The organism is Streptomyces sp. NRRL F-525 (genome assembly GCF_000716605.1).
In the GTDB taxonomy this organism is placed as follows: Bacteria; Actinomycetota; Actinomycetes; order Streptomycetales; family Streptomycetaceae; genus Streptomyces.
The window spans coordinates 1-24,569 of record NZ_JNXE01000016.1; the positions used below are offsets into that span (position 1 = coordinate 1).

Here is a 24,569-nt window from a genome sequence, read left to right on the forward strand (position 1 = left end):
ACGGCCAGCCCGCCGCCTCGGGGCCCTTCGGTTTGTCACCACGGTGGGGCGGGGTTGGTGCCGGGTACGCGGCGGGCTGCGCCGTACCGCCACGACCCGCTCCCGTCTCGTTGGCGGCTGCGGGTGTGTGGGCCATCCCGGCTGGTTCCGGGTGGGGATACGCGATCACGGGCACGGGCACGGGGAGCCGGTGTGTGCCGGGGCCGGCTGCCGTGGGTGTGAGGTGGGGCTCCTGCCTGGGTGGGGTCAGGTCTGGGGCTGAGCCGGGGCAGGCAGGCTGGGGGCTGAGTTGTAGAAGGGGTCCGAGTCCGTGGTGTCGGTGCTGTCGCCGTGGTTGATGGCGAACACGATGGTGACGATCAGCGCGACGGCCGTGAGGACACCCAAGACGGTTCCGATGATGCCTGTGATGAAACCCGCCTGGGCCTGACCGCGGTTCGTGGCCTCGCCCCGGTCGGCGCGCTTCTTGCCCTTGGCGCCGAGGATGATCGCGGTGACGCCGAGGACCAGGGAGACGATGCCGTAGACGCAGAACAGGCAGCAGGACAGGATGCCCAGCACCATCGCCGCGGTGCCCATGTTGTTCTGCGGGGCCATCGGCATACCGGGCCAGCCGTAGCCCTGCGGGTAACCGGGGTAGCCGTAGCCGTTGGACATGCCGGGGCCGCCTGGCATTCCCGGGCCGCCGGGCATTCCCGGGCCGCCGGGCATTCCGGGGCCGGGGCCGTTCGGTGGGCCGGGCTGGCCGTAGCCGGGAGCGCCGTAGGCGGGGAGGCCCGGGGGTGTGCCGGGTGGGCCGTAGCTGGGGGTGCCGGGGGCGGCGGAAGCAGGCGGGGCGAAGCCCTCGGCCGGCATGGCGGTCACGGTCGCCTGGTTGTGCACGGACGGTGACTGCGGCGGGGGCTGCTGGTCCTGCGGAGCGTCCCACTGCCCGGGCGCCGGCTGCTGCGGCACACTCTTCTCCAGCGACGGCTTGCTCTCCGGCGGTGCCCACGGGTCGCGGTTCGCGCCCGCTCCCGCACCTGCGTCCGGCTGTGTCTGGTCCCCCATGTTCCGTCCCCGTCCCCGTCGGTCGATCGTCAGACCGACCATGCTAGAGCGTCCCCGGACCAGCTCCGCCACACGGGCTGGCCCCGGACGCCGTCGGCATCACCGGACCCCAACCCCTTGTACAACTCCGCCCCCAGCCTGACGCCCCCTCCCCGTGGGTGTTCCCATGCCCGTGCCCGTGCCCGTGATCGCGTATCCCCACCCGGAACCAGCCGGGATGGCCCACGCACCCGCGGCCGCCAACGAGACGGGAGCGGGTCGTGGCGGTACGGCGCAGCCCGCCGCGTACCCGGCACCAACCCCGCCCCACCGTGGTAGCAAACCGAAGGGCCCCGAGGCGGCGGGCTGGCCGTACCGCCACGACCCCGACCCGCCGACCACCCCTGCGCCCCGGCACCCCCGCGGCCTCTGACCCGGCCCACCCCGACCCCCTCAGGGGCGCGGGGAACTGCGCGCCCAGCCCCCACACACCCGCACCCGGCAACGACCCCAATCCACCCACCCCCTCCCCGGCCTACGATGATCCCGAGGAATCGATCAGCCGATCACCCGCGTCCCGCACGGCACCGCCCGGGACGCCGTTCCGGGGAGGAACCTTGTCCGACCACCGCGCCGCACCCGCCGCCGGCCACGCCCGTGACCTGCACGCCTTTATCGCCGGGCTGCCGAAGGCCGAACTGCATGTCCATCACGTCGGCTCCGCCTCCCCGCGGATCGTCTCGGAGCTGGCCGCCCGGCACTCCGACTCCAGGGTGCCCACCGACCCCGAGGCCCTGGTCGACTACTTCAGCTTCACGGACTTCGCGCACTTCATCGACGTATATCTGTCCGTCGTGGATCTGATCCGCACGCCGGAGGACGTACGGCTGCTGACCTACGAGGTCGCCCGGGACATGGCCCGGCAGCAGGTGCGGTACGCCGAGTTGACCATCACGCCGTTCTCCTCGACCCGGCGCGGGATCGACGAGCGGGCCTTCATGGACGCGATCGAGGACGCCCGCAAGGCGGCGGAGGCGGAGTTCGGGACCGTGCTGCGGTGGTGCTTCGACATCCCCGGCGAGGCCGGGCTCGAGGCCGCCGAGGAGACCGCGCGGCTCGCGACCGAGGACCGGGTACGGCCGGAGGGGCTCGTGTCGTTCGGGCTCGGCGGGCCCGAGATCGGCGTGCCCCGGCCGCAGTTCAAGCCGTACTTCGACCGGGCCATCGCCGCCGGCCTGCACTCCGTCCCGCACGCCGGCGAGACCACCGGCCCCGAGACGGTCTGGGACGCCCTGAACGACCTGCGCGCCGAGCGCATCGGCCACGGCACCACCTCCGCCCAGGACCCCAAGCTGCTCGCGCATCTCGCCGAGCACGGCATCGCGCTGGAGGTCTGCCCGACCTCCAACATCGCGACCCGCGCGGTCCGCACGCTCGACGAGCACCCGATCAAGGAGTTCGTCCGCGCCGGGGTCCTCGTCACGATCAACTCCGACGACCCGCCGATGTTCGGCACCGACCTCAACAACGAGTACGCGGTCGCCGCCCGCCTCCTCGACCTCGACGAACGCGGTGTCGCCGACCTCGCGAAGAACGCCGTACAGGCCTCCTTCCTCGACGCGGTCGGCAAGACCCGTATCAACGACGAGATCGACACCTACACCTCGGCATGGCTGGCCCCCTGACCAACCCGCAGAATGGGCCCATGCAGAACGTGACCGCCGTGGGCCATCGCGGCGACCCCTACCGTGTCCGCGAGAACACCATCGGCTCGCTGCGTTCCGCGCTCGACCAGGGCGCGGACGCCGTCGAGTTCGACGTACGGCTGACCCGTGACGGCGTCCCCGTGCTGCTGCACGACGAGACGCTGAAACGGCTGTGGGAGCTGGAACGGCCGCTGGCCTCACTGTCGGTGGACGAGGTGCGCGGGCTCACAGAGGGTCGCGTGCCGACGCTGGTCGAGGCGCTCGCCGCGACCGAGGGCAGCCGGGTGATGGTCGACCTGCCCGGCCCCGCCGACCCGCGGACCGTACGCAGGATCGTGGACGAGATCCGCGAGTACGGCGCGGAGGACCGCGTGTACTACTGCGCGGGCGCCGACGCCATGCTCGCCGTCCGCGCGGCCGACCCGTCCGCCGAGATCGCCCTGACCTGGACCTCACTCGCTCCCCCGCGCCCCGCGGTGCTCGAAGCGGTACGGCCGCGCTGGCTCAACTACCGCTTCACACTGGTCGATCGGGACCTCACCGCGCACGTCCACCGCGAGGGCTATCTCCTCTCCGTCTGGACCCCGGACACTCGCCGCTCGATGCGCCGCCTCCTCGACATGGGCGTCGACTCGATCACCACCAATCGCGTCGACGTGCTCTGCGGGCTCAGGAAGAAGGGCTGAGAGACGCACCTCGTCATCGCCCCGCCAACTCCCTTGGCGGGGCGATCGATTGAGCGTCCACCCCCTCCCCCACCCACAGCCGGATCAACAGCGCGGCGGTCGCCTCCAGCAACCCCGCGCCCTGTTCCAACTCCCCCGCCGCGAACGGCACACAGCCCACTTCCCGCACCAACTCCCCTACGACCGCGAGCGCTTCGGCGTCGTCCCCGCTCAGCGGAACCCCGAGCGGGCGGCCGTCGAACACCGGGGGTGTCAGGCGCCAGACGTCCTCGTGGCAGAGGTTGAACGCCTTGACGACACGGGCCTCCGGGCCTGCGGCGGCGGCGAGTTGCGCTGCGGCGGAGGGACCGCCCGCGGTGAGCAGTCGGAAGCCGGCGCCGACGGGGTTCGTGCAGTCGATCAACACCCTTCCGGCCAAGGGGAGTTGCCGGGCCACTTCCGTCGCTACGTCCCACGGCAACGCGACGAGTACGGCGCCGGTGCCGAAGTCGGCGGCCTCGCGGAGGCTGCCGGACACACCTCCCCGCCGCCGGGCCAGCGCCTCCGCCCGCCCCAAGTCCCGCCCGCCGAACAGCACTTCGTGTCCGGCCCGGATCCACTGCGTACCCAGGGCGTCCGCCATGCCGCCAGTGCCCAGAATTCCTATGCGCATCTTCATGCCATGACGGTAGGAAACCGCTCGGGCACCATGTGGTGCGTGACCTCAGACGTGACGGACCAGACGAACTCGATGTTTCTCGCCGACTGCCGGGCCCGGCTCGCCTTCGATCTGTTGGGCAACACCTGGAACTGTGTGGTGATTTGGGCGCTACGGCACGAGCCTCGTCGGCCGGGTGAGCTGCGCGGGCTGATCGGCGGGATCAGCCAGAAGGTGTTGACGGAGACGCTGCGGCGGCTGGAGTTCAACGGGCTCGTGGCGCGGCGGTCGTACGGTGGTTCGCCGCCCCGTGTGGAGTACGAACTCACCGCGCTGGGGCGGACGTTGCTCGACCCGATCGACGCGTTCGGGGCGTGGGCCTTCGAGCACGGGGACGAGGTCATGGCCGCGCAGGACGACTACACGCGGGACTCCTGAGGCACGGTCGCCGGGTCGGCCGGGGTCGTGCGGGTGACGTACTGGGGTATCGGGGTGTCGTCCTTGCCGGTGTCCCGGGTCAGGCCGTAGCGGGTCGCACCCTGGGTGGGGCCGGTGGTGATGTCCTGCTCCACGGCGTCCCAGGTGGTGGGGAAGACGTTGAGGCCGTAGTCGGCGCCGCGTTCGTTGACGGTGAGGGTGACGCTGCCGTCGACGTAGAAGTACTCGTTCTGCCACATCTGTTGGGTGCCGGTGGGCAGGACGTCGTAGCCGGTGGTGGAGCTGCCCATGCCGGTGGCGGTGGTGTCGGTGGGGCTGACCGGGTCGTCCATGCGGCGGCCGCCGCCCGAGGCCACGTGGAACAGCTTGCCCTTCAGGGCGGTCCAACTCGGCATCACCACCGCGCCGTTGCGGTACTGCGGCGAGATCTGCCAGCGGACCAGGACGTAACCCTGGCCGCTGAGCGTCACGTTGTCCCCGCGATGGTTCATCGTGGCGTGCGCGCCGCCGGTGCTGGTGACGCCGGACGCGGGGCGGTGCGGGAGGGCTGCAGGCTGGGTGTTGGGGTCCGGCGCCCGGTCCACGGCGTCGACGACCGAGCCGTACGGGCCGGTGGCCGTCTTCGACGGGGAGGGGGAGGGAGACGGGGAGGACGACTCGGATGTGGACGGTGAGGGTGACGTGGGGGTCGTCGGGGTGTCGGTTCCCGGGCCGGGTGTGGTGGCTGCGGCGGTGGGGGTGAGGGTCTTCGGGGGTGGGTCGTTCGGGGACTGGGTGACGACGTAGACACCGCCTGCGGCGATCGTCGCGCCGGCCGCCACGGCGACGGCGGGCTTGGTCAGCACCCCGAGCAACTTGGCGGACCAGCCGGCGGGAGCACCGGCCGAACCGGCGACTCCGGCGGAGCCTGCCGCTCCGGAAGCTCCCGCCGAACCCGCGACGCCGGACGCGCCCGCAGCCCCTGCCGAACCTCCGACGCCGGACGCACCGACGCCCCCTGCCGCCCCTCCGACGCCCGAAGCTCCCGCCGCGCCGACCGTCCCGGCCGCTCCCGCCGAGCCCACGGAACCCGCCGCTCCTACGGCTCCCGCCGAGCCGACCGCGCCCGCGGAACCGACGGCACCCGCAACGCCAGAAACCCCGGCGGAACCGGCAACACCAGACGCACCCACCGAGCCCGCGAACCCTGCCGCCCCTGTAACCCCACCGGCACCCGCCACCCCACCCACCCCACTCGCCCCAACCCCAAAGGCAGCCCCGGCGACGCCCGCCGCAGCCGCCGCCGTCTTCGCCCCGAACGCCAGCGACAGCGTGAAGCCCAGCGGCAGCGGAACGAGGGCGATGCCGACAAGGAGGCGTTCCGCGGGGACGACGGACTCGCGGGGGTCGCCGCAGTAGGCGCAGCCGCGCAGGTGCCGGGCCAGGCGTTTGCGCCAGACCGAGTCGCGGCGGCCGTCCCAGCGGGCGGTGAGGTCGCGGAGGTCGGGGCAGGCGCCGTCGAGGGCGCGGACGACACCCCGGGCGGTCTCCAGGCGTTCCTTCATGCGCTGGACGCGGACCGCCGCGTGCTGGCGGCTGATGCCGAGCGCCGACGCCAGTTCGCGGCGGGTGAGTTCGCCCGCCACCTCCAGCCACCACAGGGAGAGAAGCTGGCGGTCCTCGTCGTCGAGCCAGCGCACCGCCTCCGCGACCTCGCGCCGCTGGCCCTCCAACTGGAGCCGTAGGACGGTGAGTTCGGCGAAGTCGGCGGCGTCTCCCGGTAGACCGTCCGGCAGTTGGTCGGGGGATTTGCGGCGGCGTGCCCGGTCGCGGATCTGGCGCATGGCTATCGCCACCAGCCAGGAGCGGAAGCTGTCGGGGTCGCGGAGCGAGCCGAGGTGGTCGACGGCGCGGAGCATCGTCTCCTGGACCACGTCGTCCACGTCCGCATGGCCGTTGAGGGCGCGGCCGACCACGTTGTAGACCAACGGCAGCCAGCCCGCGACCAGTTCGTCCAGCGCCCGCCGGTCACCGGCCTGCGCCGCCGCGATGGTGGAGCGCCACTGCCGCCCGTCCATGTCGCTCCCCGCCCTCCCGGCCTCACCCGATGTCACTTGCTGTACAGCAGTGTCCCGAAGCCCAGTTGGTCGAAACCGCCGCTGTTCGGGCCGTAGTCACCGCCACCGCCCTCCGCACGCACCTTCTCAGCCATGAGAGTGATGAACGGGGTGGAGAGGCGCCGTCGGCGGCCGTAGTGGTTGTACAGAATCTCCCAAACCGGGCGAACGGCGCCCCGCGCTATGTCGGAGATCACAGGCTGTTCCATGTACTTGCCGTTGCCCTGACCCATGCGCCAGCCGTACGTCGTGAAGGGCACGGCCGCGCCGAGGTTGTACTTGGCGACGTACTCGGCGGCCTTCATGAACCGGTTGTCGAGGTAGCCGTAGAGGTCGACGTCCTGGTTCCAGGCCATCTCGCAGATCGCGCCCATGAGGCCCATGCCCATCATCGTGTGGCCCTGGTCGCGGCCGCTCTCCTGCCACTGGGCGAGGCCCTGGCCGGCGTAGACGAAGGGGATGGCGTGCCTGAACGAGCCGTTGCCCGCGCCGGACTTCATGTAGGTGACCGCGCGCTGGAAAGTGGCGCGGTCGTCGCAGAGGATGCCGGTCGCCATGAGGGACGCGACGTTGCAGAGGTCCCAATTAGCCCAGTAATTAGTGATGTTGGCGGTGTTGTGGCGGGTGAGGAAGTCGATGTTCATCGGCGTGAACACCGTGCGCATCATCTTCTTGAAGCGGGCGAACTCGAAGTGCGGGTGGTCGCGGACGAGTTCGGCGGCGTTCGCGAACTGGTAGCCATAGATGCCGGCGGCCAGGAAGCGGTCGGCGTTGCCGTTGACCGAAGTCAGCGTGGCCGACCAGGCGTTGAGGATGGCGACGGCGGTGTCACCGTTGGCCTTGGTGCCGCCGATCTTCCAGCGCAGGGCGTTCTGGTAGGCGGCGTGGATGTCGTTGTACATCGTGACGTAGTTCTGGCCGGTGCCGCCGCGTACGACGACGGCCTGCGGGCGGGGCACCCAGGTGCTCGCGGAATGGCGGTTGTCGGTGAGCCGCGTCCAGCCCTTCAGCCAGGGGTCCTTGCGGGCGGCGACGCGGACCTTGGCGCGGTGCAGGTCGCCGGCGTTGTGCAGCATGCCCGGGTGCGCGAGGGCCTGCGGCCGGGCGGTGGCGGTGCCGACGGCGGTGGCTGTACCGGTCTGCGCGGCGTCCGCCCCTCCCCCGGAGAACGCGGCGATCCCGCCGCCGACCACTCCCGCCGCCGCGACTCCGCCGCCGAGGGTGAAGAGGCCCCGGCGGGTGAGGCGGTGCTTGTTGGTGGGCTTGCGTGCGCTGGTGGCCATGTGGGTGGCTCCGGTGCGTGAGGAGACTGGGGACGCAGAGGGAGACGGAGTGAAGGCTTCCGCGATAACAGTTTTTCCGGCGTCGAGTTCAACGTCGGTTTCAACGTCGGATTCGACGCCGGTTTCAACCCCGGCTTCAGCTCCGTCTCCAACTCCCGGTTCGCCACGCCGAGTTGGATCCCGTAGGGGGCATCCCCCACAACCCACGCGCCCTGTACGGCAGTTGCTCCGGGCCGCACCAGGGTCGGCACCCTCCTCGCCGACGATCCGCCTACGACCCCGCAGGACGAGGCTGATCACCGACACCCGCCGGAGATCCCAGGAGCAGCCGATGCGCCCCCGCCGTCGCACCACCGTCCTCACCGCCTCCCTCGTACTCGCCCTCGCGGCAGGCCCGTTGGCGGCCCCCGCGTTCGCCGCGCCCCCGTCGGCCACCGCACGGCAGACGACCGCGCCGGACGCCGAAGCACTGCGCGCCGCGCTCACCGGGCTCCCGAACTCCGACGCGACGGCGGCTCTCGTACGGGTGGGCGGCACCGACGGGACCTGGCGCGGCAGTTCGGGTGTGCACGACCTGGAGAGCGGTACGGCCGCCGACCCCGACGCGCGCTTCCGGGCGGGTTCGACGACGAAGATCGTGACGGCGGCGACCGTGCTGCGGCTCGCGGCGCGGGGGCAGGTCGACCTGGACACCCCCATCCAGCACTACCTCCCGGGGCTGCTCCCCAAGACCTTCGAGCCCATCTCCGTACGGCAGTTGCTGAACCACACCAGCGGCATCCAGGCCGGTGACGGCTTCGGGGACGCCTTCGAGGACCAGTACGCGCACCGCTTCGACACCCTCACGCCGAGACAGGTGGTGGCGTCTGCGGTGGCGAAGGGCCCGGAGTTCAGCCCCGGCGAGCGGCAGGACTACCTGAACATCAACTACACGATCCTCGGCCTGCTGATCGAAAGGGTGACGGGCCACTCGTACGCCTCGGAGGCCACCCGGCTCGTCCTGCGCCCGGCGGGCATGCGAGACACGTACTTCCCCGGCACCGACCCGCGCATCCGGGGCCCGCACAACCACGGCTACCAGCTGGTCCAACAGGCCGACGGCACACAGCAGTTCGTGGACGTCACCGACTGGAACCAGGCGGACCGCTGGGCGGCCGGCGACATGATCTCGACGACCGCCGACCTGGAGCGGCTGATCACTTCGCTGTTCCGGGGCCGGATCGTGCCGGGCCCACAGCTGCGGGAGATGTTCACGGTCCCGGCGGGCATCGAGGGCGCCAGTTACAGCGCGGGGCTCCAGCGCTTCGAGTACGGCGGCAAGGTGTACTGGCTCAAGTCGGGCTCCCGGTACGGCTACAGCGCCGTGGTCCTCGCCACCCGCGACCTCTCCCGCACCCTCGTCTACTCGGTCAACTCCACGGACGCGAAGGGCGAGTCGATGAACGCGGTGGCGGAACGGATCGCGCTGGCGGCGCTCAAGTAGCCGTCGCGAGGGCGGGAGTTGCCGCGAGCGTCACGGCCTCCAGTCGCTTGATCTTCCTCCGTACGACGTACAGCGGGACGATCCCGACGACCCCGAAGGACATGTCGATCACCGTCCACCAGAAGGGAATTCCGCGGATCGGCCCGCAGATCAGGGCCAGCGGAACGATCCCGGCGCAGGCGATCATCGCGAACTCGACGACCCAGATGTTGCGGACCGGGTCGCGGTAGGGGCCGTAGAAGGCGACCGCGATGACGAGGTGGGCGAAGGCCAGCCAGTCGGTGCCGTAGAGGAGGAAGGGGTAGTCGGTGTCGGCGGTGTCGAGTCCCTGGCGTACCTGCACGATCCAGTCCATGAGGGTGGGCAGGTAGTGCGGTACGGACAGGGACCTCAACACGTCCTCGGTCCAGCGGAGTTCGTGGACCAGCGGGAAGGCGGTGGCGCCGCTGAGCACCAGGCAGACGACGAACAGGACCAGCCAGGCGCGGATGCCCTTCAGGAGGGCGGCTCTGTCGCTCATGGCAGCAGCGTACGCCGAGAATTGAACACGTTCAAAACAATCCCGGAACGGCTTCTCCGCCGCGTCACCACGCGTCCCAGTGGAGGACCTCCTCGCGAGGGACACGGCGGGCCGGCCGGAAATCCGTGCCGAGGGTGTACGCGACGGGGATGAGGGCCGCCTGCATCACGTCGTCGTACGGGATGCCGAGGACACGGGCCGCCTCCCTCTCGTGGACGAGGTTGCCCGTGGTCCAGCAGGTGCCGAGGCCCCGGGCGCGGGCGGCGAGCATGAAGCTCCACACGGCCGGGAGGATGGATCCCCAGGTGCCCGCCTGGCGGAGCACGGGTGCGTGGTCGGTGCGGCCCTCCACGCACGGGACGACGATCGCCGGGACCTCGTGGAGGTGCTCGTAGAGGTGGGCGGCGCCGGAGTACACCCGCTCCATGTGCGCGACGCCCGCCCGGCGCACGTCGCGCTCCGGGACGGGGTCGGAGACACCCGGCGTGCTCACCCCGGCCCGCCACACCTCCGCGAGGGCGGCCCGCCGCTCCGGGTCGGTGACGATGACGAAGTGCCAGCGCTGGCGGTTGCGTCCGGTCGGCGCCTGTACCGCCAAGTCGACGCATTCTTCGAGGAGTTGACGGGGTACGGGCCGGGTGAGGTCGAGGCGGTGGCGGACGGCCCGGGTGGTGGACAGAAGCTCTTCGGAAGAGAGGTCGAGAGTCATGCGTTGACCTTCGCGGGACGTGCCGGGCGGCGACAACGTCCGGCTTTCACTGGATGAAAACGTGGGGTGCGGAGTGGCCGAGAGCGTGGCGGGGCGGGTCTTCTCGGTGCTGGACGCCTTCGCGGGCGCACCGGACACCCTGCGGCTGACGGACATCGCGCGGCGGACGGGGCTCCCGGTGCCCACCGCGCTGCGGATGGTCCGGGAGCTGGTGACGTGGGGTGGGCTGGAGCGGGCGGCCGACGGCTCCTACCGCCTGGGCACCCGCATCCGGGCGCTCGGCGCGGCGGCACCCTGCCCTCGTGGGCTGCTGGACGCGGCGCTGCCCGCGCTCCGTGCGCTGTCCGCGCGTACGGGAGGGCACGCGGATGTCGCCGTTCCGGCGGAGGGTACGGCGTTGTGCCTGGTCAGCGGTGAACGGCTGCCGCTGTACGCGACGGCCGCGGGCAAGGTACTGCTCGCCCACGGACACGGCCCGCCGGCCACCGTCGAACGCCACACCCGGCACACGGTGACCGCGCCGGGCGCCCTCGGCGCCCAGCTCGCCCGGGTCCGCGCCACGGGCCTCGCCGCCGCGCACGAGGAGTACCGACTGGGCGAACTGTCCCTGGCGGCACCGGTGTTGAGGGCTGGCATCACGGTGGCGGCCGTCTCGGTCACGGCGGCGACTAGCACGCCGTACGACCGCTTGGACGCCGCCGTGCGGGAGGCCGCCGTCGCCGTCCGCCGCGTGCTCGACGAGTCGTCGGGCACGGGGCGGGCGTGACGGCGGGTGTCGTCGCTACGACCCGAGGCTCCGCCAGAAGTCCAGGTCGTGCTCCTGCGCGAAGTCACCGGTGACCTTGGAGCAGGCCGCCGGGGGCTTGTTGCTCGACGGGGCCGTGTCGCAGGCCTTCAGGGACATCAACTCCCCTGTCTTGGTGCTGTACTTCGGCCAGGTCGGGGTGCCGGAGCCGTTCGGGGTGCCGGTCTCGGTGAAGTGGTCCCAGAAGGTGATCATCTGGCGGGACAGCTCCAGTTGGTCGTCGTCGTAGGGCAGCGTCTGGCCGAGGTAGTCCCAGAGGTAGCCGAGGTCGTCGACGTGGATGGCTCCGCCGAAGGGGAAGTCCCTTGCCGTGGCGCTCTGTTGCTGGAGGCGGTAGATCGAGGTGAAGTGCGGGGTGTCGCTCTCGGCGAACTCGTAGGCGTACGTCGGCACCCACCTCGACAGCCGTGCCATCAGCTGTTGGCGGTCGTAGGAGGTCGAGCCGTTCTGGACGGCGGTCCAGGCCTGGCCCGGGGTGGGGTAGGCCGAGAGCGGGTACTCGGCGAGGACCTTGTCGGCGTTGGTGCCGTACGTCGACTTCACTGCCTGGGTGTACTGGTCGGCGGTCATGGGGGTGCCGAGGTAGTCGTAGGCCTGGAAGGTGAACAGGCCGCGTTCGCTGTTGGTCTGGCCCAGCATGACCGGGACCTTGGTGAAGTTCCCCGTCTGTACGGCCGTTCCCGGGTCGAGGGGGAACGCGGTGCCGCCGAGGGACGGGCGGACCGGGGCCTTCAGTTGGGCGGCGACGATCGCCGAGGCGGGCTTGGCGCGCAGGCAGGCGAGGACGTCGGAGGCGGTGGCGCAGCCGATCTCCTTGACGAAGGCCTGGCTCTGCGTCTCACCGGCCGCCGCCGACTGGAGGGCGCAGCCGCCGCTCATGATGACCGCCCGCGCGAACAGGCCCTTGGCGGTGGGCGAGGCGAGCTGGTCGCAGACCGAACTGCCGCCCGCGGACTGGCCCGCGATGGTGACGTTCCCGGCGTCGCCGCCGAAGCGCCCGATGTTGGACCGCACCCAGCGCAGTGCCGTCTGCTGGTCCAACAGGCCGTAGTTTCCGGCGCCGTTGGCGTTCTCGGCGCGGAGTTGCGGCAGGTTGAGGTAACCGAGCGGGCCCAGGCGGTAATTGACGGTGACGACGATCGCGCCCGTCTGCTGGACGAACTTGCGCGGGTTGGTGTCCTGGCCCGCGCCGCCGGTGAAACCGCCGCCGTGGATCCACACGACGACCGGGGTGTCTGTCCTACTCCCTTGTGGCGCATAGACGTTGAGGTCCAGGCAGTCCTCAGTCGTGATCGCCTTCTCGTAGCCGGGGTCCCAGCCGGAGGCCTGGGCGCAGCGGTCACTGAAGCGGGTCGCGTCGCGGATGCCGCTCCAGGCGGAGGCGGGCCGAGGGGCGGTCCAGCGGTGGGCGGCGGTGGGGGTGGCGGCGTACGGGATGCCGAGCCAGGCGTCGTATCCGGTCTGGGCCTCGCCCTTGACCTTGCCCGCGGCGGTGGTGACCACCAGCGACGAGCCGGGTGAACTCCCTTGTGCGGGAGGGGACTTCAGTGCGTGGACGGCGATCGGGGACAGCAGCCCGAGGCCGAGCACGCTCACGGTTGCCAGAGTGGTGCGGACTCTACTGCGGAGTGTGGTCGTCCTTCCCATGACCCACTTGTGTAACGTCTCGGCAATATTGTCGGCAAGATGTGCGACAGGATTGGCTGCAAATGCCCCTGTGGGCGCGGGAGTTACCGACCAGCGATCGTCGAAGGCGCCGACGAAGGCGCCGATGCCGATGCCGTCGGGGCCCTGGACGGTTCCATGGTGGGGACCGGTGTGCGGCTCGGGTTCCGGGGGTCGGCGGAGGAACTCTGGCTCGCGCTCGCCCTCGGTGCGGGTACCTGCGTCGCGGACGGATCCGGGGACGGCGGGGTCGTAGGAGCACTGCTCGCGGGAGGTGGGGCGAGCGGGACCGTGGGGGTCGTAGGAGAGTCGTGGTGGGCCAGGCGGAACGGGAGGGCGGCGAGGACGATCACCGCGCAGGTCGCGCCGGCGCCGACCGTCGCGCGGAGCAGGCGGCGGCGGTTGGCACCGCGGCGGATCGTCTCGTAGCGGCCGGGCGGCGGGCCGAGGTACTCGGCGGAGGAGGGGCGCAGGATGACCGTGAGGGGGTCGTCGGGGTCGATGTCCGGGCCCTCGTCTCCCTCGTCAAAGTGTGTGGTCAAGGCTTCTCCTCAGATGGGCGCGGAGCAGTTCGCGGGCCGCGTGGAGGTCGGCCTTGATGGTTCCTTCCTTGCGTCCGGTCAGCACGGACACCTCCCGGATCGGCATGTCAGCGTAGTAGTGCAGGAGGATCGGGACGCGCAGTCGTTCGGGCAGGGACTGCACGAGCAGCCGTACGGAGGGGTCGGTCTGTTCGGTCGGCGGGCGGATCGCCTCCTCGGTGGTGACCCGGCGCACGGCCCGGCGCTCGCGCTCCAGTTTGCGCCAGTGGTCCCGGACGAGGTTGGCCGCGGTGACGTAGAGGAAGCCGCGCGGTTCCGCCACCTTCGTCCACCGGGCCCAGAGCCGGGTGAACGCCTCGGAGGCGATCTCGTGCGCCGTCTCGTCGTCGTCGACGAGACGGCGGCACCAGCCGGCGAGGCGCGGGTAGACGGCGGCGAACAGTTCGGACGCTGCCCTCTCGCGGGACCGTTTCAACGCTCTCCATGGTCGTGACGTGCGAAGTACGTGCAAAGTGCGTGCGGGGTAAGGGAGTTCAGCCGGTCAGCGTGGCGAAGACGATCACGTTGTCGAGGTATCCCGTACCGGTGCGGGTCCCGCCGCAGGTGATGAGACGCAGTTCGGGACGGTCCACGTTCCCGTACACCTCGTCCGACGGGAACTCGGCCTTGGCGACCGTCCGTACGGTGGTGACGGTGAACGTGGCCGTCGTGCCGTTCTCCAGGCCCGCCTCGATCCGGTCGCCCGCGCGCAGCTTCGCGAGATGGCGGAAGACGCCGTCCCCGTACGCGCCGACGGTCACATGCCCGAGGATCACCGACGGCCCGGTCTGGCCGGGTGTCGGCGAGTGCCGGTACCAGCCCGCCCGGTCGTGCTCGGTGATCGGCGGCACCTGGACGGTGCCGTCCGCCGCCAGCCCCAGCTGCATGACCGGGGTGTCGACCCCGATCGCCGGGACGCGCAGGGTGACCGGGACGGAGCGGGTGAGGGCGTGTGCCTTCTTGGCGCCGGGTTGCCGCGAGGGTGTCGAACTCCCTTGCGGGGCGGCGGAGTTCGCGGCCGGAGTGATCGTGTGCCCGCCGCCGCAGCCGGTGAGCAGCGTCGCCGTCGCCGCGGTGACGAAGGCGCGCCTGGAGAGCGAGGTCATACGCCGATCGTCCTCCGGCGCCGTACGACGACGAAGGCGCCGCCGCCGACGACCAGCGCGGCGGCTCCCCCGCCGACCAGCGCGGTCGTCAGGTCGTCGGACGACTTCGACCCCGTCGTGACACCGGTGTCCGGGGCGCCGCTGGGCACCTCGGCGACCTGGCTCGGGGCCCGGGTGGGCTCGGCGGACGGTACGGCGGAGGGTGCGCTGCTCGCGCTGCGGGTGGGTTCGGCGGTGGGGGCCGGGGTCGGCGCCTGGGTGGCGCTCGGCGCCGCGGACGGGGACGCGGAGGCCCCGGCCGCGAACGCGGGCGCGGTGGACGCCAGGACCGCGCCGCACGTGAGTGCCAGGGCGCTGAGGACAGTTCGGCGCATGGATCGCTCTCTCTCGTCGGCCGCCCCACCGGGTCCGTCGGACGACGGTTCGGCGGTGGGGCGGGTCAGTGATCGAGCGGAGAGACGAGGCAGCGGAAGGGCGGGTTGTAAAGAGCTGGCAAAGTCGGCCGGGGGCCGTCCGGCTCACATGTTGATCATGTGTCCCGCGAGGCCGTGCACCGCTTCCTTGACCGCCTCGCCGAGCGTCGGGTGGGCGTGCACGTTGCGGGCGACCTCGTGGACGGTGAGGTCCCACTGCTGGGCCAGGGTGAGTTCGGGGAGGAGTTCGGTGACGTCGGGGCCGATGAGGTGGCCGCCGAGGAGTTCGCCGTACTTCGCGTCGCTGATCAGCTTCACGAAACCGGTGGTGTCGCCCAGGCCGTGCGACTTGCCGTTCGCCGTGAACGGGAACTTCGCGACCTTGACGTCGTGCCCCAACTCCCGAGCCTGCGCCTCGGTGTAGCCGAAGCTGGCGATCTGCGGCTGGCAGTAGGTGGCGCGCGGGATCATCGCGTAGTCCAGCTCCATCGTCTCCGCGTCCGCGAGGGTCTCGGCGGCGATGATCCCCATCGACTCGGCGGCGTGCGCGAGCATCAGCTTCGCGGTGACGTCGCCGATGGCGTACAGGTGCGGGACGGAGGTGCGGCAGTGCCCGTCGACGTCGATCGCGCCGCGCTCGGTCAGCCGTACGCCCGTGTTCTCCAGGCCGTAGCCGGTGACGTTCGGGGCGAAGCCGATGGCCTGCAACACCTTGTCGGCTTCCAGGACCTGCTGGGCGCCGTCCTTGCCGGTGACCGTGACGCGGACCTGCGGGCCCGACTCGTCGATCGACTCGACGCGGGTGGAGGTGAGCACGTCGATGCCCAACTTGCGGTACTGCTTGGCGAGTTCGGTGGAGACCTCGATGTCTTCGAGAGGTGCCATCCGGTCCAGGAACTCGACGATCGTGACCTTCACGCCGTAGTTGTGGAGCACGTACGCGAACTCGATGCCGATGGCGCCCGCGCCCGCGATGACGATCGACTGCGGGAGGTCGTCGGCGAGGATCTGCTCCTCGTACGTCACGACGCGCGCGGTGCGCTTGGTGCCGGGCAGCAGCCTGGGGGTGGCGCCGGTGGCGATGATGCAGTGGTCGAAGCCGATGGTGCGCGACTCGCCGTCGTAGCCCGCCACTTGGAGCGTGTTCGCGTCGAGGAAGGTGCCGCGGCCGTCGATCTCCGTGATCTTGTTCTTCTTCATCAGGTAGTGGACGCCCTTGACCCGGCCGTCCGCGACCCGGCGGCTGCGGCGGAACGCCTCGCCGTAGTCGAAGGAGACCTCCCCCTCGACCTTGATGCCGAAGGTCTTCGCCTCACGGGTGAAGATGTGCGCCAACTCGGCGTTGCGCAACAGGGCCTTGGTCGGGATGCAGCCCACGTTCAGACAGACACCGCCCCAGTACTTCTCCTCGACCACGGCCACCCGCTTGCCGAGTTGGGCGGCGCGGACGGCGGCGACGTAACCGCCGGGTCCCGCACCGAGTACGACGACGTCGAACCGCTCGTCCTGCGAGTCCCGCGCGTCCTGCTGGTCCATCGAAAGATCCTTTCCCACAGTGAGGTCCATGGCCTTCTGGAGATCCTCTACGTGTCCAGGATGCCGCGTTCGTCGGCGGATCTCGCGCGGCGAGGTCAGCCCGCCGCCGGCTCGGGCTGCGGAACGTGCCCCTCCCCCGCGCCCGGCGCCGGAGTACCGCGCCGGTACACGTCCTTGAGGTAGAGCACGAGGACCGCGCCGAGCACCCACACCGGGAGGATCACCAGGGCGCGGGACAGGCCGTCGTTCTGGAAGCGGGACAGGCCCTGCATCGCGCGGACACCGACGCCCACCGGGAGGATCTCGGAGAGCGGGCGCAGCCAGCCCGGCAGATACGCGGCCGGCATGATGCCGCCGCTGCTGCTGTTGCCGAGGATCAGCATCAGGATCGAGGCGAGGGTCACGCCCGCCGAGCCGAAGAGTCGTAGCAGGACCATGGTCGTGGCCGCTACGGCCGCGCCCATCAGGGAGATCACCACGACGAGCGGCAGGAAGGAGCCGGGCAGCGCGCCGAAGCCGGTGCTTCCGGCGATCGTGGCGATCAGGAGACCGCCGATGACGCTGAACAGGGCCAGGCTGGCCATCCGCCAGCGGTACTGGAGTCGGGGCGCGAGCTGGTAGGTCGTCATGCCGAAGAGGTAGCCCGCGAGGACCAGGCCGAAGGCGGCGTAGAAGACGGAGAGGCCCCGGGTGTCGCCCGCCGCTGCCGGGGCGACGTCCTCGACGGCGAGTTCGTGCTGCTCGGCATGGGCCACGGTGCCGAAGGCGGTGGTCACGGTCGCGGTGACGGCGGCGCCGTTCGCGCTGCCGTAGAGGAGTTTTCCGTCGCCGAGGTAGGCCGCGTAGACCTTCCTGTCCTGTACGGCGTTCCGGGCGGCGGACTCGTCGGGGTACGTCTCGACGGTGAAGCCGCCGGGGGCGATGCGGTCGAGGTCCTGGTTCAGGTGAGCCTGCGCGGTGCCTATCTCCGTTGTGCCGACGCGGAGTTGGTGCGGGCTCGGGGCGTGGAAGGCGGCGAGGTAGACGCTGACGAACACGGCGCCGATCAGCAGGACGACGGCCACGGGGAGCAGGACGGCGCGGAGGTTTCCGGGGCCGGGGGGCGGGTGGGCCACGTCGAGGGCGTGCCTGTGCGGCTGTCGGGGGGAGCTGGTGGTGCCGGTGACCGGGGTGGTGGCTTGCTGGGACATCGGGAGGGTCCTAGATCAGGAGGCGCTAGATTAGAAGGCAACTGATAATATTTGTACATCACCATCAGCTGCCTTACAAAAGAGGTCCACCCCGTGAACCATCCCGACCGCCGCACCGGGTACGTCACCTGGCAGATCGGCCAGATCATGGCGGCCCGGATGGAGCGCGCCCTGCGCCCGCTCCAGCTCACGCTCGCCCAGCACCGGGCCCTGATGCAGGCCGTCCTCGACCCGGGGGTCTCCAGCGCGACCGCCGCGCGCAGGGCGGCGATCACCCCGCAGTCGATGGGCACGGCGGTCAACGGGCTGGTCGAGCGCGGGATGCTGGAGCGGCGTACGACACCCGGCGACCGGCGCACCCAGCGCCTGCACGCGACCGAGGCCGGCGTACGGCTCGCGGCGGAGGCCGCGGAGACGGTGGACGCCGCCCACGCCGAGGCGCTTCAGGCGCTGACGCCCGCGGAGCAGGAGCAGACGCACGCGCTACTGCTCAAGCTGCTGGCGTCGCTGAACCCTTCCGCCCTGGAGGGCGACCTGTCCTGAAGAGCCGGACAGGCGTTACTCCCAGACCACCACGTTGCGCCGCACCGGCACCGTCGAAGGACCGCTGGCGAACAACTCCGGTGAATGCGCCCGGATGCGCTCGATGTCGCTGAAGACGGCCCGGAGATGGGTGCGCATGGCGGCGCGGGCGAGCGGGATGTCGCCGGCGACGACCGCGTCGTAGATCTCGCGGTGCTGGCGGGCGAAGACGGCCGGGGAGACGTTCTCGTGGAGGCCGAGGCGGCGGGCCCGGTCGAGGTGGCCCTTGGCGGCGGCGACGTTGGTCCACACGTTGCCGTGGCCGCTCAGCCGCATCAGGCCCTGGTGGAACGCCTCGTCGAGGTCGAAGAACTCCTCCAGGCCGAGGTCCGCGCGCTGCTGCCGGGCGAGGTTCTCGCGGAGTTCGCCGTCGACCTCGGGGTCGAGTGCGGCGGGCAGGTCGTCCAGTGAGGCGAGTTCGACGGCCTCCCGCAGGAACTGCGCGTCGGCGACCTGGGACGGGTCCACCCGGGAGACGAACGAGCCGATCTTCGGGAAGACCTGCACCAGGCCCTCCTGCGACAGCAGGATCAGGCTCTCCCGCACCGGGGTCCGGCTGACACCGAGCGAGGCCGCGAGTTCGTTCTCCGACAGAGCTGCGCCCGGGGCGAGTTCGAGGGTCAGGACCATCTGACGCAGTTTCAGATAGATCGCGCGCCGACTGGTGCGGTCCCGATTCGAGTGAGCCATGCGGCCATCGTATCCGTGACGCGACCATTGCCACTTCCCGACACATGCTTGTATACAAGTGCTGAGCGACCGGCGGCGGACCCCGGTCGACCGGCAACAGGACACGGTTAGGAGAGCCACCCGTGAGCAAGATCGAGCGCGTCGAGGTGTTCGTCGCCTCCCCCGGGCGCACGTTCGTCACGCTGCGCATCACCACGGACGACGGTGTGACGGGCCTCGGCGACGCCACGCTCAACGGACGCGAACTGGCCGTGGCGAGCTATCTGCGCGACCACGTGGTCCCGCTGCTGATCGGCAAGGACCCCGCCCGCATCGAGGACATGTGGCAGTACCTGTACCGAGGCGCCTACTGGCGGCGCGGACCGGTCACCATGACGGCGATCGCGGCCGTCGACACCGCGCTGTGGGACATCAAGGGCAAGACCGCGGGCCTGCCCGTCTACCAGCTCCTCGGCGGCCGCTCCCGGGACGGCGTACTCGTCTACTCGCACGCCAGCGGCACCGACGTGCCGTCCCTCCTCGACGACGTCGAGCGCTACCTGGAGTTGGGCTACAAGGCCGTCCGCGCGCAGGCCGCCGTCCCCGACGTCGGCGGCACCTACGGCGTCCGCAAGGGGAAGGTCTACGAACCCGCCGCGACCGAGCTGCCCGACGAGCAACCCTGGGACACCGAGGCCTACTTGGGGTTCGCGCCCACGTATCTGGAAGCCGTCCGGGAACGCTTCGGCTTCGGCTTCCACCTCCTCCACGACGTCCATCACCGGCTCACCCCGATCGAGGCGGCGCGGTTCGGCAAGAGCGTCGAGGCGTGCCGGCTGTTCTGGATGGAGGACCCGACTCCGGCCGAGAACCAGGAGGCGTTCCGGCTCATCCGGCAGCACACCACGACCCCGATCGCGGTGGGCGAGGTGATGAACTCGATCTGGGACGTCCAGCACCTCATCACCGAGCAGCTCATCGACTACGTCCGCACCACCGTCGTGCACGCGGGCGGCATCACCCACCTGCGGCGGATCTTCGACCTCGCCGCGCTGTACCAGGTACGGACCGGTTCGCACGGCGCGACCGACCTCTCCCCCGTCAGCATGGCGGCGGCGGTGCACCTCGACATCAGCGTGCCGAACTTCGGCATCCAGGAGCACATGGGCCATCCCGACGAGGCGGCCGAGGTGTTCCGGACCGGGGTCACGTTCGCCGACGGGATGCTCCATCCCTCGGAGGAACCGGGGTTGGGCGTCGAGTACGACGAGAAGGCGGCGGAGCGTTTCCCGTACCAGCAGCGCTATCTTCCGGTCGCGCGGCGTCTCGACGGGTCGGTGCACGACTGGTGAGCGGCATCGGACTTCCCGCGAGGGGTGCCGGGCTCCCCGCACTGAACCGTGCGGCACCGCTCGCCCCGCAGACACGACCCGCCGTCGACCCCGCCCAACTCCGCACCCATGTAGTCCACTTCGGGCTCGGCGCCTTCCACCGCGCCCACCAGGCGGTCTACACCGAGAACGCCGCCGCGCTGTCCGGCGAGCCCTGGGGCATCACCGCCGTGGCGCCGAGGTCGGCGGCGACCGTACGCGCCCTGCGCGAACAGGACTTCCTGTACTCGCTCACCGAGCGCCGCCCGGAGGGCCCCCGCACCCGGGTCGTCGGCTCGGTGATCGACGCGCTGACCATGGGCCCGGACGCCAAGGCGGTCCACGCGCTGCTCGCCGATCCCGAGGTGACGGTGGTGACGCTGACCGTGACCGAGAAGGGCTATCAACGGCTCGCGTCCACAGGCGGGTTGGACACGGCCGCCGTCGCCGCCGACCTCGCGGCCGGCCCTGACGGCCCGTTCAGTACGGCAGTTGGGGCCCTGGCCGCTGGACTGGCGGCGCGGGCACGGGCGGGCGGCGCGCCGATCAGCGTCGTGTCCTGCGACAACATGGCGGACAACGGCGCCGTACTCGGCCGGGTGGTACGGGAGTTCGTCGAGGCGTCCAACTGGCCCGACCGGCACCGGATCCTGGACCGGATCGCCGAGACCGTCGCCTTCCCCGCAACGGTGGTCGACCGGATCGTGCCCGCGACGAGCGAGGCCGACCGCGTGGCCGCCGCGACCGCCCTCGGGGCACGCGACGAACTCGCCGTGACGGCCGAACCGTACCGGCAGTGGGTCCTGGAGGACTCCTTCGCCGCCGCCCGGCCGCCCTGGGAACTCGACGGCGCCCTGTTCGTCAGGGATGTGACGCCGTATCAGCTCACGAAGCTGCGGCTGCTGAACGGCTCCCACTCCGCCCTCGCGTACCTGGGGACGGCAGCGGGCCTCACCACCATCTCCGAGACCATGGCGGCCAGTTGGGGCGAGCGGCTGGTCCGCGCGCTGTGCGCGGAGGTCGCGCCCACGCTCCCGCCCGGCGGCCCCGACCCGTCCGCGTACGCCGACGATCTCGTCGTACGGTTCCGCAATCCCGCGATGCGGCACCTGCTGCGGCAGATCGGCTCCGACGGTTCGCTGAAGATCACGGAACGCTGGCTGCCCGCGTTGCGCAGCCTGCGCGAACGGGGCGCGGGCACGCCAGTGCTCGAACTCGCCCTCGCCGCCTGGGTGTTGAGCACCCGGAGCACCCGGAACACCGACGCACCGACCGACCCCGCCGCCGACGCCCTCGCCGCCTGTTGGGACGGGACGACCACTCCCGTGAAGACGGTTCGCGCACTGCTGCGCGTCCTCGGCGCCACGGACCTGGCCGACGACGACCGGCTCACCGCCGCGATCGCCGACCGACTGCCCGGCCTCCGCGCCGGCCGCATCGAGATCTGAACCCCCGCCCCCAAGCCCACTCCCCTGCCCGTCCGCCCGCTCAACTCGGCTCACGAACAACGGAGTTCATGATGCAGGACACCCCCGTCCCCGCCCTCACGGAACCATCGCCGCCCGCCCGGCGCACGACCCGCGATCTCACCAAGGCCGCCGTCTCGGGCTGGCTCGGTACGGCCATGGAGTTCATGGACTTCCAGCTGTACTCGCTGGCCGCCGCGATCGTCTTCAACAAGATCTTCTTCCCGGACGTCAGCCCGGCCATCGGCCTGATCGCCGCGATGGCGACCTACGGCGTCGGCTACGTCGCCCGCCTCGCCGGTGCGGTCTACTTCGGGCGGATGGGCGACCGGATCGGCCGCAAGAAGGTCCTCGTCATCACCATCCTGCTGATGGGCGGGTCCACCACCCTCATCGGCGCGCTGCCCACCTACGCCGCGATCGGCATCCTCGCGCCGAGCCTGCTGGTCCTGCTGCGGCTGGTGCAGGGCTTCGGCGCCGGGGCGGAGATAGCCGGGGCGACCGTGCTGCTCGCCGAGTACGCTCCGGTGCGCAGGCGCGGCCTGATCGCCTCGCTGGTGTCGCTCGGCACGAACTCCGGGACGCTCGCCGCGTCGGGTCTGTGGGCCATCCTCATCGGCGTGCTCAGCGAGGACCAACTCCTCGCCTGGGGCTGGCGGTTGCCGTTCCTGCTGAGCTTCGTCCTCATGCTCTTCGCGGTCTGGCTGCGACGCGACCTCAAGGAGAGCCCGGTCTTCGAGGAACGCGCCGATGTCGTCGACGGCGTGGCGATGACCCGCGGCGAGGTCGAGTCCACGATCGCCGAGGAGGGCGAACACCGGGTCGACGTCCTCGCGGCGGACATCCGCCAGCGCAAGGGCAGGGCGTTCTTCCTCGCGCTCGGCCTGCGCCTGGGCCAGGCGGGCAACTCCGGGCTGATCCAGACGTTCCTCGTCGGCTACATCGCCACCAACCTCTCGGTCGGCCGCTCCGTCCCCACGGACGCGATCGTCTACGGCTCGCTGCTCGGCTTCGCCACCGTGCCGGCCGTGGGCCTGCTCGGCGACCGCTACGGACGCCGCCCCGTCTACATGGCGTTCTCGCTGCTGACCGCCGTGATCGCCTTCCCGGTGATGTTCCTCATCGCGTCCGGCTCCGCGGCGGCGGTGATGTCCGGCATGGTGCTCGGCCTGAACGTCGGGGTCCTCGGCCTGTTCTCGCTGGAGAGCGTGACGATGGCCGAACTCTTCGGCTCCCGCACCCGGTTCACCCAGCTCGCGCTCGCCAAGGAGGTCGGCGGCATCCTCACCACCGCGATCGGCCCGGTCCTCGCGGCCTCGCTCACCGCCGTCACCGGCAGCTGGTGGCCCATCGCGGTGATGCTCATCGTCTACTCGCTCATCACCCTCGTCAGCGCGTATCTCGCCCCCGAGACACGCGGACGCGACCTGGTCCGACTGGAGGACGCCGTATGAGTACGGGCCGTATGAGGGCCGTCGTGGTGCACGGCCCCGGAGACGTCCGCATCGACGAACGGGACCGGCCGACGCCGGGCGCGGGCGAGGTGCTGCTCGCGCTGGAGTGGGGCGGGATCTGCGGATCGGACATCGCCTACTGGAAGAACGGCGCGTCCGGAACCGCCTCGTTGGCCCACCCGCTGGTCCTCGGCCACGAGGTCGCGGGCCGGATCGCGGCACTCGGCGCCGGGGTCACCGGCCTGGACGAGGGACGGCAAGTCACCGTCCACCCGGCCCAGTTGGTGGGCGACGGCGTCCTCCCGGACCGGATCTCCGGACGCACCAACCTCTACCCACACGTCCGTTACTTCGGCTCGGCTGCCTTCGACCCGCACACGGACGGCGGGTTCAGCGAATACCGTACGGTCCGCGCGGCCCAGGTCCGCCCGCTGCCGGACGGCGTCGACACCCAACAGGGCGCGCTGGCCGAGCCGTTGGCGGTCGCCCTGCACGCCGTGGGCCGGGTGCCGGCGCTGCGCGGGCGGACGGTCCTGGTCAACGGGGCAGGTCCCATCGGCTCGTTGGTGATCGCGGCGGCGAAACACTCCGGGGCGGGCACCGTCATCGCCGCCGACCTCTCCGCCAACTCCCTTGCCGTAGCGCGCGCGATGGGCGCCGACGAGACGCGGGACATCTCGCGCGGCGAGTCCCTGCCGGAGGACGTCGAGGTCGTCTTCGAGGCGTCCGGCGCCCCCTCGGCGCTGGGCCCGGTCCTACGGTCCACCGCGCGCGGCGGCACCCTCGTCCAGGTCGGCAACCTCCCCGGTACGGCGGTCTCCGCGGCCCTCGGTGACCTGGTCACCCGCGAGATCACCTGGATCGGCTCCTACCGCTTCGTCGAGGAGATCGACGACGCGCTGCGCGCCCTGCGGGACGGGCTGGACGTGTCGCCGGTGATCACGCACCGGTTCCCGCTGGAGCGGGCGGAGGAGGCGCTGGCGGTGGCGGCGGATCCGGGGAGCGGGAGCAGCAAGGTGCTGCTGCGGTTGGGTGGCGGGCCCAACTCCGGTGCGGCTGACGCCGGTTGGTCCGACTCTGATACGTCCCACTCCGGTACGTCCGACTCCGGTACGTGACAAACAGGTCGCCCTTCGGAAGAACGA

General features: G+C 71.2%; 25 protein-coding genes. 11 read left to right on the forward strand and 14 right to left on the reverse strand.

The annotated features are described in order from the left end of the window. Positions 1-246: 246 nt before the first annotated feature. Positions 247-1,050, reverse strand: a complete 804-nt coding sequence (locus OO69_RS22760; protein ID WP_033282826.1) for a DUF4190 domain-containing protein — start codon at positions 1,048-1,050, stop codon at positions 247-249. A 166-nt stretch (positions 1,051-1,216) separates the two neighbouring features. Between OO69_RS22760 and OO69_RS51975 the strand changes: the two genes are divergently transcribed. The 3 genes from OO69_RS51975 (at position 1,217) to OO69_RS22770 (ending at position 3,421) form a co-directional block, all read left to right on the forward strand. After that, positions 1,217-1,462 (forward strand): hypothetical protein, encoded by a 246-nt coding sequence (locus OO69_RS51975; protein ID WP_158713412.1) that lies wholly within the window; start codon positions 1,217-1,219, stop codon positions 1,460-1,462. A gap of 184 nt (positions 1,463-1,646) precedes the next feature. Continuing rightward, positions 1,647-2,714, forward strand: coding sequence for an adenosine deaminase (locus OO69_RS22765; RefSeq protein ID WP_033282597.1), 1,068 nt, complete (start codon positions 1,647-1,649; stop codon positions 2,712-2,714). Positions 2,715-2,734: 20 nt separating this feature from the next. Beyond that, positions 2,735-3,421 carry a glycerophosphodiester phosphodiesterase gene (locus tag OO69_RS22770; protein ID WP_033282598.1) on the forward strand — a complete coding sequence of 229 codons (687 nt, stop codon included), beginning with the start codon at positions 2,735-2,737 and terminating at the stop codon, positions 3,419-3,421. A 13-nt stretch (positions 3,422-3,434) separates the two neighbouring features. On the opposite strand, the gene OO69_RS22775 is transcribed toward OO69_RS22770, so the two are convergent. Then, positions 3,435-4,073: an NADPH-dependent F420 reductase gene (locus tag OO69_RS22775; RefSeq protein WP_033282827.1), complete on the reverse strand. Its 639-nt coding sequence runs from the start codon at positions 4,071-4,073 to the stop codon at positions 3,435-3,437. Between the two features lie 36 nt (positions 4,074-4,109). Here OO69_RS22775 and OO69_RS22780 point away from each other — a divergent pair, with 36 nt between their 5' ends. Continuing rightward, positions 4,110-4,496 carry a winged helix-turn-helix transcriptional regulator gene (locus OO69_RS22780; protein WP_078652537.1) on the forward strand — a complete coding sequence of 129 codons (387 nt, stop codon included), beginning with the start codon at positions 4,110-4,112 and terminating at the stop codon, positions 4,494-4,496. Here OO69_RS22780 and OO69_RS53060 read toward each other — a convergent pair. Beyond that, positions 4,478-6,553 carry an RNA polymerase sigma factor gene (locus OO69_RS53060; protein WP_037831839.1) on the reverse strand — a complete coding sequence of 692 codons (2,076 nt, stop codon included), beginning with the start codon at positions 6,551-6,553 and terminating at the stop codon, positions 4,478-4,480. The two genes, OO69_RS22780 and OO69_RS53060, sit on opposite strands and share 19 nt — an antisense overlap. Positions 6,554-6,585: 32 nt before the next feature. Next, complete coding sequence (locus tag OO69_RS22795; protein ID WP_033282599.1) at positions 6,586-7,875, reverse strand: alginate lyase family protein; 1,290 nt, start codon at positions 7,873-7,875, stop codon at positions 6,586-6,588. Positions 7,876-8,206: 331 nt separating this feature from the next. Here OO69_RS22795 and OO69_RS22800 point away from each other — a divergent pair, with 331 nt between their 5' ends. Then, a complete protein-coding gene (locus OO69_RS22800; protein WP_033282600.1) occupies positions 8,207-9,358 on the forward strand; it encodes a serine hydrolase domain-containing protein in 1,152 nt (383 codons plus the stop codon). Here OO69_RS22800 and OO69_RS22805 read toward each other — a convergent pair. Together OO69_RS22805 and OO69_RS22810 are read right to left on the reverse strand one after the other, a co-directional pair. Further along, positions 9,351-9,878: a hypothetical protein gene (locus OO69_RS22805; RefSeq protein ID WP_033282601.1), complete on the reverse strand. Its 528-nt coding sequence runs from the start codon at positions 9,876-9,878 to the stop codon at positions 9,351-9,353. The genes OO69_RS22800 and OO69_RS22805 overlap by 8 nt on opposite strands. 64 nt (positions 9,879-9,942) lie before the next feature. After that, positions 9,943-10,587, reverse strand: a complete 645-nt coding sequence (locus tag OO69_RS22810) for a nitroreductase family protein (protein ID WP_033282602.1) — start codon at positions 10,585-10,587, stop codon at positions 9,943-9,945. Between the two features lie 73 nt (positions 10,588-10,660). Here OO69_RS22810 and OO69_RS22815 point away from each other — a divergent pair, with 73 nt between their 5' ends. Beyond that, positions 10,661-11,353 (forward strand): IclR family transcriptional regulator, encoded by a 693-nt coding sequence (locus OO69_RS22815; protein WP_033282603.1) that lies wholly within the window; start codon positions 10,661-10,663, stop codon positions 11,351-11,353. A gap of 15 nt (positions 11,354-11,368) precedes the next feature. On the opposite strand, the gene OO69_RS22820 is transcribed toward OO69_RS22815, so the two are convergent. The 7 genes from OO69_RS22820 to OO69_RS22850 form a co-directional block, all read right to left on the reverse strand. After that, complete coding sequence (locus tag OO69_RS22820; RefSeq protein WP_234444505.1) at positions 11,369-12,988, reverse strand: carboxylesterase/lipase family protein; 1,620 nt, start codon at positions 12,986-12,988, stop codon at positions 11,369-11,371. 134 nt (positions 12,989-13,122) lie between these two features. Then, positions 13,123-13,599, reverse strand: a complete 477-nt coding sequence (locus OO69_RS22825) for a hypothetical protein (protein WP_033282605.1) — start codon at positions 13,597-13,599, stop codon at positions 13,123-13,125. Further along, positions 13,583-14,074 (reverse strand): RNA polymerase sigma factor, encoded by a 492-nt coding sequence (locus OO69_RS22830; protein ID WP_033282606.1) that lies wholly within the window; start codon positions 14,072-14,074, stop codon positions 13,583-13,585. Before OO69_RS22830 ends, OO69_RS22825 begins: the two co-directional genes overlap by 17 nt. A gap of 58 nt (positions 14,075-14,132) precedes the next feature. Continuing rightward, positions 14,133-14,744, reverse strand: coding sequence for a class F sortase (locus tag OO69_RS22835; protein WP_033282607.1), 612 nt, complete (start codon positions 14,742-14,744; stop codon positions 14,133-14,135). After that, positions 14,741-15,118 (reverse strand): hypothetical protein, encoded by a 378-nt coding sequence (locus OO69_RS22840; protein ID WP_033282608.1) that lies wholly within the window; start codon positions 15,116-15,118, stop codon positions 14,741-14,743. Before OO69_RS22840 ends, OO69_RS22835 begins: the two co-directional genes overlap by 4 nt. Before the next feature lie 144 nt (positions 15,119-15,262). Further along, positions 15,263-16,693, reverse strand: coding sequence for a dihydrolipoyl dehydrogenase (gene lpdA, locus OO69_RS22845; RefSeq protein WP_033282609.1), 1,431 nt, complete (start codon positions 16,691-16,693; stop codon positions 15,263-15,265). Positions 16,694-16,788: 95 nt separating this feature from the next. Continuing rightward, a complete protein-coding gene (locus tag OO69_RS22850) occupies positions 16,789-17,883 on the reverse strand; it encodes an ABC transporter permease (RefSeq protein WP_033282610.1) in 1,095 nt (364 codons plus the stop codon). A gap of 93 nt (positions 17,884-17,976) precedes the next feature. Here OO69_RS22850 and OO69_RS22855 point away from each other — a divergent pair, with 93 nt between their 5' ends. Next, positions 17,977-18,426 carry a MarR family winged helix-turn-helix transcriptional regulator gene (locus OO69_RS22855; RefSeq protein ID WP_033282611.1) on the forward strand — a complete coding sequence of 150 codons (450 nt, stop codon included), beginning with the start codon at positions 17,977-17,979 and terminating at the stop codon, positions 18,424-18,426. A gap of 15 nt (positions 18,427-18,441) precedes the next feature. Here the strand turns inward: OO69_RS22855 and OO69_RS22860 are convergent, their stop codons facing one another. Next, the gene (locus OO69_RS22860; RefSeq protein WP_033282612.1) at positions 18,442-19,155 is read right to left on the reverse strand and encodes a GntR family transcriptional regulator; all 714 of its coding nucleotides are present in this window, start codon (positions 19,153-19,155) and stop codon (positions 18,442-18,444) included. Positions 19,156-19,277: 122 nt separating this feature from the next. Between OO69_RS22860 and manD the strand changes: the two genes are divergently transcribed. The 4 genes from manD (at position 19,278) to OO69_RS22880 (ending at position 24,542) form a co-directional block, all read left to right on the forward strand. Continuing rightward, a complete protein-coding gene (gene manD, locus OO69_RS22865) occupies positions 19,278-20,486 on the forward strand; it encodes a D-mannonate dehydratase ManD (RefSeq protein ID WP_033282613.1) in 1,209 nt (402 codons plus the stop codon). Further along, positions 20,483-21,952: a mannitol dehydrogenase family protein gene (locus tag OO69_RS22870; protein ID WP_234444506.1), complete on the forward strand. Its 1,470-nt coding sequence runs from the start codon at positions 20,483-20,485 to the stop codon at positions 21,950-21,952. Before manD ends, OO69_RS22870 begins: the two co-directional genes overlap by 4 nt. 71 nt (positions 21,953-22,023) lie before the next feature. After that, positions 22,024-23,424 carry an MFS transporter gene (locus tag OO69_RS22875; RefSeq protein WP_033282614.1) on the forward strand — a complete coding sequence of 467 codons (1,401 nt, stop codon included), beginning with the start codon at positions 22,024-22,026 and terminating at the stop codon, positions 23,422-23,424. Next, entirely contained in the window at positions 23,421-24,542 is a 1,122-nt protein-coding gene (locus OO69_RS22880) for an L-idonate 5-dehydrogenase (RefSeq protein ID WP_234444507.1), read from the forward strand. The genes OO69_RS22875 and OO69_RS22880 overlap by 4 nt, the downstream gene beginning before the upstream one ends. Positions 24,543-24,569 lie beyond the last annotated feature (27 nt).

Excerpts from the sequence above, each read along its gene's own strand:
- OO69_RS22760 (WP_033282826.1), bottom strand. The coding sequence starts at position 1,050 with ATGGGGGACCAGACACAGCCGGACGCAGGTGCGGGAGCGGGCGCGAAC.
- OO69_RS22775 (WP_033282827.1), bottom strand. The coding sequence starts at position 4,073 with ATGCGCATAGGAATTCTGGGCACTGGCGGCATGGCGGACGCCCTGGGT.
- OO69_RS22840 (WP_033282608.1), bottom strand. The coding sequence starts at position 15,118 with ATGCGCCGAACTGTCCTCAGCGCCCTGGCACTCACGTGCGGCGCGGTC.
- lpdA (WP_033282609.1), bottom strand. The coding sequence starts at position 16,693 with ATGGACCAGCAGGACGCGCGGGACTCGCAGGACGAGCGGTTCGACGTC.
- OO69_RS22770 (WP_033282598.1), top strand. The coding sequence starts at position 2,735 with ATGCAGAACGTGACCGCCGTGGGCCATCGCGGCGACCCCTACCGTGTC.
- OO69_RS22795 (WP_033282599.1), bottom strand. The coding sequence starts at position 7,875 with ATGGCCACCAGCGCACGCAAGCCCACCAACAAGCACCGCCTCACCCGC.
- OO69_RS22800 (WP_033282600.1), top strand. The coding sequence starts at position 8,207 with ATGCGCCCCCGCCGTCGCACCACCGTCCTCACCGCCTCCCTCGTACTC.
- OO69_RS22850 (WP_033282610.1), bottom strand. The coding sequence starts at position 17,883 with ATGTCCCAGCAAGCCACCACCCCGGTCACCGGCACCACCAGCTCCCCC.
- OO69_RS53060 (WP_037831839.1), bottom strand. The coding sequence starts at position 6,553 with ATGGACGGGCGGCAGTGGCGCTCCACCATCGCGGCGGCGCAGGCCGGT.
- OO69_RS22835 (WP_033282607.1), bottom strand. The coding sequence starts at position 14,744 with ATGACCTCGCTCTCCAGGCGCGCCTTCGTCACCGCGGCGACGGCGACG.
- OO69_RS51975 (WP_158713412.1), top strand. The coding sequence starts at position 1,217 with ATGCCCGTGCCCGTGCCCGTGATCGCGTATCCCCACCCGGAACCAGCC.
- OO69_RS22880 (WP_234444507.1), top strand. The coding sequence starts at position 23,421 with ATGAGTACGGGCCGTATGAGGGCCGTCGTGGTGCACGGCCCCGGAGAC.
- OO69_RS22810 (WP_033282602.1), bottom strand. The coding sequence starts at position 10,587 with ATGACTCTCGACCTCTCTTCCGAAGAGCTTCTGTCCACCACCCGGGCC.
- OO69_RS22860 (WP_033282612.1), bottom strand. The coding sequence starts at position 19,155 with ATGGCTCACTCGAATCGGGACCGCACCAGTCGGCGCGCGATCTATCTG.
- OO69_RS22780 (WP_078652537.1), top strand. The coding sequence starts at position 4,110 with ATGTGGTGCGTGACCTCAGACGTGACGGACCAGACGAACTCGATGTTT.
- OO69_RS22875 (WP_033282614.1), top strand. The coding sequence starts at position 22,024 with ATGCAGGACACCCCCGTCCCCGCCCTCACGGAACCATCGCCGCCCGCC.
- OO69_RS22805 (WP_033282601.1), bottom strand. The coding sequence starts at position 9,878 with ATGAGCGACAGAGCCGCCCTCCTGAAGGGCATCCGCGCCTGGCTGGTC.